At 54.8% G+C, this 600-nt stretch carries 2 rRNA genes; both read right to left on the minus strand.

Annotated features, from left to right (window positions below):
* Positions 1-84 (minus strand): 23S ribosomal RNA (locus AAAX35_RS09630); the annotation flags it as partial.
* Between the two features lie 400 nt (positions 85-484).
* Positions 485-600, minus strand: a 16S ribosomal RNA gene (locus AAAX35_RS09635); the annotation flags it as partial.

Below are 600 nucleotides of genomic sequence, written 5' to 3' on the forward strand. Positions count from 1 at the left end.
TCGCCGGGGATTATCGCAGCTTGCCGCGTCCTTCATCGGCTCCCTGTGCCAAGGCATCCGCCGTGCGCCCGTGGTATCTTGCGGGACCGCTCTCGGGCCCGCGGGATATCCACGTGTCGCTAATTAAGTTAATTAATCGATATCATGAATAGCGCTCGTATGTCGCAATTCGGGTATCTCATACCGCGGCACAGTCTTCACTGTGCTCGCGATCAGATGCTCCTCACTCATTAATAAGTGAATTCTTCTTGTTTGGATCGGATGAATGATTGCTATCATTCTTTGATTTAATCGCAGAAAAGAATCGAGTCTGGAAGAATTGGATCTTCCATCTCTCTCCTATCGCTATGCGGCTCTCAAGGTACGCGGGTGCGACCCCGGGGACCGGGTGCTGCGGGGACTTATCCTGGCGGACATCTACCGGACGGGCTCCTGCCCTCTATTCGAGTTAAAGTTTGTCTCTCTAGAAGATTTATCTCCCTAGAAAGGAGGTGATCCAGCCGCACCTTCCGGTACGGCTACCTTGTTACGACTTCACCCCCCTCACCCTCCACACCTTCGGCGCCTCCCCCCTTGCGGTTGGGCCGGCGACTTCGGGTG

It is taken from the genome of Collinsella sp. CLA-ER-H11 (assembly GCF_040092445.1).
Taxonomy (GTDB): domain Bacteria; phylum Actinomycetota; class Coriobacteriia; order Coriobacteriales; family Coriobacteriaceae; genus Collinsella.